A 4,201-nucleotide genomic window follows, 5' to 3' on the forward strand; every position below is an offset into this window, starting at 1 on the left:
CCGCGGGCCACTTCCGCAGGCTGCTCGCGGAGGCGGAGCGGCTCGGGCTGGCCGACGAGCGGGCGGAGGCCCTGCTCGGGCTCGGTGACTGCGCGCTGGAGGCAGGCGAACTGACCGAGGCGGCGGGGCACTTCGAGGCGGCGGAGCTCCTGCTGGCCGACGAGCCGCTACCCCGCCGGGCCCGGCCGATCCGCGGCCGGGCCGTCGCACACCTGCTGGCCGGGGAGCTGCGGTACGCCTGCTACCTGCTGGAGTCGGCGATCGACGGCCTCAACGCGGGCGGGCTCGCCGACCCGGAGGCGCTGGTGCTCCTGTACTCGGCCGTGATCGGCCCGTACATCGACATGGGCGCCCACGCCCGCGCGGCGCACGCGGCAGAGCTGGCGCTGGCACTGGCCCCGCAGGTCGCCGACCCGGCGCTGGTGGCGGGGATGCACCGGCAGGTGGCCCGCACCTTCCTCGCCGAGGGGCGGGTGGCGGACGCCGACGCCTCACTGGCGAAGGCCCAGGCCGTGTACCGGCAGCTGCGGCTGCGGACCGATCTGGCGCACTGCCACTGGATGCGCGGCTACGTCCAGGCGCAGCACGGGGAACTGGCGGCGGCGGAGCGGGAGCTGCGGATCGCCCGGGAGATGCTCACCGCCCGGCGGGCGGCGCTGTACACCGCGCAGGTGGAGGTGGAGCTGGCGGACGTGCTGCGGCGGCTGGGCCGCCACGAGGAGGCGGCGGAACTGGTGTCGGGGCTGCTGGCGGAGGGCTCGGACCCGGGCGCGGTGCACGCGGGCGGGGCGCACCGGCTGCTGGGGCTGATCGCCGAGGAGCGGGGGGACGCGGAGGCGGCCGAGGAGCACTACGTACGGGCGCTGGCGCTGCTGGAGCGGAGCGGGGCGGGCGGGGACCTGGCGGATCTGTGCCGGCTGCTGGGGGATCTGCTGCGGAGGGCCGGCCGGACGGAGGCGGCGCTGGACGCCTACCGCACGGGGCTCGGCCACCGCGCCGCCCCCGGCACCACCACCCTGGGCCCGGCCCCGGCGGCCCCCGCGTTCCACTGAAGCCGACCGCGTCCCCGCTGCGCTATTTATGCCCCGCCGGCGTTCGAGGCGCGGGTCTGGGGGCGGAGCCCCCAGGGACGGCCCCGCGCAGCGGCACCGCACCCGCACCCGGGATCACGGCTCGCCCGAGGCGCGGGCGCGGGCGCCCTCGCGGGTGCGGGCCGAGGCGGGGGCGCGGTGCGGGTGGCGGCGCAGGTACTCCTCCTCCAGCTCCTTCAGCCGCTGCGTATGCGTGGCCAGCGCGTCGTCCGAGCCGTGGAGCAGGGTCTCGTGGCGGGTGCGGTGGATGGTCTCCAGTTCCCTCAGCAACCGGCCGTCCTCGAGATCGCGCGGCGCCGCTCCGCCGGAGCGCTCTGCCATGGCAACCACCTCCACGTCCTACGGTAGACGCGTCGCGGCGGTTCAGCCGTCCGGCCCGGAGGCCACCTCCGGCGGGGGTTCCGGCGGCGGCAGGAGTGGGGCCGCGGCGGCGTGGGCGCGCAGGGCGCAGCGCACCGACCAGGTCACCGAGACCAGCGGCACCGCCACCACGGCGCCGACCACCCCGGCGGCGATGGCGCCCGCGACCACCGAGACGGCCACGACCAGCGGGTGCAGCGCCACCGCCCAGCTCATCACCAGCGGATGCAGCAGATGGCCCTCGATCTGGCCGATCACCACGATGAGGGCGAGCACCACGGCCGCGATGAACGGCCCCTTCGCCGCCAGCGCGACCACGGTGGCGATCGCGAGGGCGACCGGGGAGCCGATCAGGGGGATGAAGGCGGCGAAGAACTCCAGCAGGGCCAGCGGGAGGGCCAGCGGGACCCCGAGGAAGTAGAGCGCCACCCCGACGAGGATCGCGTTGGTCGCCGCGACCAGGAGGATCCCGTGCGTGTAGCCGGTGAACGTGCGCCACGCCGCGCGCCCGGCGAGGCCCACCCGCTCGCGCGCCGCCTCGGGCAGCTGGGCGCAGAACCAGGCCCACTGCCGGTCGCCGCCGTGCAGGAAGAAGACGGACGAGAACACGGCGAGCGCCAGGACGGTGAGCCACTGCACCACCTGCCCGGCGCCGCTGACGGCCGTGTTCAGCAGGGCGGAGCGGTGGGAGGACACGTACTCCCCCACGCGGGCCTGGAGGTCGGAGAGGGCCTGGGACCCCAGGCGGAACGGCGGGCGCGCCAGCCATTCCTGGATGCTGAGCGGAACTCCCTGACGAGGCGGTCGCTCTCCCCCGCCACCGCCTCCCCGACCAGGGCGAGCACGCCGAGCAGCAGGACCGCGCTGCCGACGAGGCTGACGGCCACCGCCAGCGAGCGGGGTACGAGCAGGGCCAGCCGGCGGGACAGCGGCGACAGCAGGGCGGTGATCACCAGGCCCAGGAACAGTGCGACGCCGATCTCGTGGAAGCGGCCCAGGACCACGAAGACCCCGTAGACGGCAGCCCCGACGACCAGCAGGCGCCACGCATGGGAGGCTGCCGTACGCAGGAACGGGGAGACCGGCGGCATGACCCATGGGTGCCACCGGGGGCCGCCCGTGCCACGCGCCGCGTGCCGTTTTGACCCGTCCGGGGAGAAAATGCGTTGCCCGGGGGTACGGCGGGCCCGCACGATGGCCCGTTGTGAGTAACTCCCGTCTGTCCTCCGTACTGCCCGACCTGTCCCCCTGGCGTTCCAGCCGTGACTTCCGGCTCCTCTTCTTCCAGGGCACGGTCACCTTCTTCGGCTCGTTCATGGCGATGATCGCCCTGCCGCTGCAGATCAAGCACCTGACGGACTCGCCGCTGGCCGTCGGCGCGATGGGCGCGGTGGAGCTGGTGCCGCTGGTGGTGTGCGGGTTGTACGGGGGCGCGCTGGCGGACGCGGTGGACCGGCGGCGGCTGATCCTGCTGACCGAGGCCGGGCTCGGGGTGCTGGCGCTGGTGCTGCTGGTGAACGCGCTGCTGCCGGAGCCGATGCTGTGGCCGCTGTACGTGGTGGCGGCGGGGGTGTCGGCGCTGAGCGGGCTGCAGCGTCCGGCCCTGGACTCGCTGATGGCGCGGATCGTGCCGCACGACCAGCTGACCGCCGCGGCCGCGCTGAACGCGCTGCGCTACCAGTCCGGGGCGATCGCCGGACCGGCGCTGGCCGGGGTGGTCGTGGCGTACGCCGGGTACGCGTCGGCGTACGCGGTGACCGTCGCGGCGTTCGTCGTCTCGGTGGCCCTGTGCGCGCGGCTGCGCCCGGCGCCGCCGGCGGGCGGCGGGGAGCGGCCGTCGCTGCGGTCGATAGCCGACGGGGCGCGGTACGCGTGGAGCCGACCGGTGCTGCTGGGCACGTACGCCGTGGACCTGGCGGCGATGTTCTTCGCGTTCCCCAACACGATCTTTCCGTTCCTCGCGGACGAGCTGGACGCCGAGTGGGCGCTGGGTCTGATGTACGCGGCGGGGGCGGTGGGCTCGCTGGTGCTGGGGCTGACCAGCGGCTGGGTGTCGCGGGTGCGGCGGCACGGGCTGCTGGTGGTGTTCGGGGCGGCCGGCTGGGGTCTGGCGATCGCCGCGGCGGGCTGGTTCTCGAACGTGTGGCTGGTGCTGGTGTGCCTGGCGGCGGCGGGCGCGGGCGACATGCTGAGCGCCCTGGGCCGCTCGACGATCTGGAACCAGACGATCCCCGAGGAGCTGCGGGGGCGGCTCGCGGGGATCGAGGTGCTCTCGTACATCGAGGTGCTCTCGTACAGCGTCGGGCCACAGCTCGGCCAGGTCCGGGCGGGCACGATGGCGGGCTGGACGGGGACCCGGCCGGCGTTCTGGAGCGGCGGCCTGGCCTGTGTGGCGTCGGTGGCGCTGCTGGCCGCGCTGCTGCCGAAGCTGATCTCGTACCACGCGGACACCGACGAGGACGCGCTGCGCCGCCGGGCGGCCCGTGAGGGCTCCGCCCCGGAGGCGGACCCGGCGGGCGCGGCCGCCTGAGCGGGAGCCGGGCGCGGCGACTGGGCGGGGGCCGGGCGCGGGACGCCCGAACGGCGGTCCTCGCGGTGCGGGGGGCGGCCGTCGCCCGGAGGGTGACGGCATGGGCGACTGGTGGTACCGCAACATCCTGGAGCCGGGGAAGCTCCCCCTGCTCCTGGCCCTGACGGCGTTCGTCCTGACCTTCGTGGCCACCCGGGTGATCACCCGGATGATCCAGGCC

General features: G+C 75.5%; 3 protein-coding genes and 1 pseudogene. 2 read left to right on the forward strand and 2 right to left on the reverse strand.

The genetic code is table 11. The features are described from left to right. Positions 1 to 1,052 (forward strand): tetratricopeptide repeat protein (locus VR44_RS35175; protein ID WP_045951714.1); only part of this gene is annotated, 1,052 nt, incomplete at its 5' end. A 114-nt stretch (positions 1,053 to 1,166) separates the two neighbouring features. Here VR44_RS35175 and VR44_RS35180 read toward each other — a convergent pair. Both VR44_RS35180 and VR44_RS35185 read right to left on the reverse strand, forming a co-directional pair. Continuing rightward, positions 1,167 to 1,412, reverse strand: a complete 246-nt coding sequence (locus VR44_RS35180) for a DUF6158 family protein (protein WP_045951715.1) — start codon at positions 1,410 to 1,412, stop codon at positions 1,167 to 1,169. A gap of 42 nt (positions 1,413 to 1,454) precedes the next feature. Continuing rightward, positions 1,455 to 2,542: pseudogene (locus VR44_RS35185) on the reverse strand (AI-2E family transporter). A gap of 113 nt (positions 2,543 to 2,655) precedes the next feature. Between VR44_RS35185 and VR44_RS35190 the strand changes: the two are divergent. After that, positions 2,656 to 3,981 (forward strand): MFS transporter, encoded by a 1,326-nt coding sequence (locus VR44_RS35190; RefSeq protein WP_045951716.1) that lies wholly within the window; start codon positions 2,656 to 2,658, stop codon positions 3,979 to 3,981. Positions 3,982 to 4,201: the final 220 nt, after the last annotated feature.

The sequence above is a fragment of the Streptomyces katrae genome, from assembly GCF_000966975.1.
GTDB classification, from domain to species: Bacteria; Actinomycetota; Actinomycetes; order Streptomycetales; family Streptomycetaceae; genus Streptomyces; species Streptomyces katrae.

Coding starts and splice junctions, on each gene's coding strand:
- VR44_RS35180 (WP_045951715.1), bottom strand. CDS start 1,412: ATGGCAGAGCGCTCCGGCGGAGCGGCGCCGCGCGATCTCGAGGACGGC.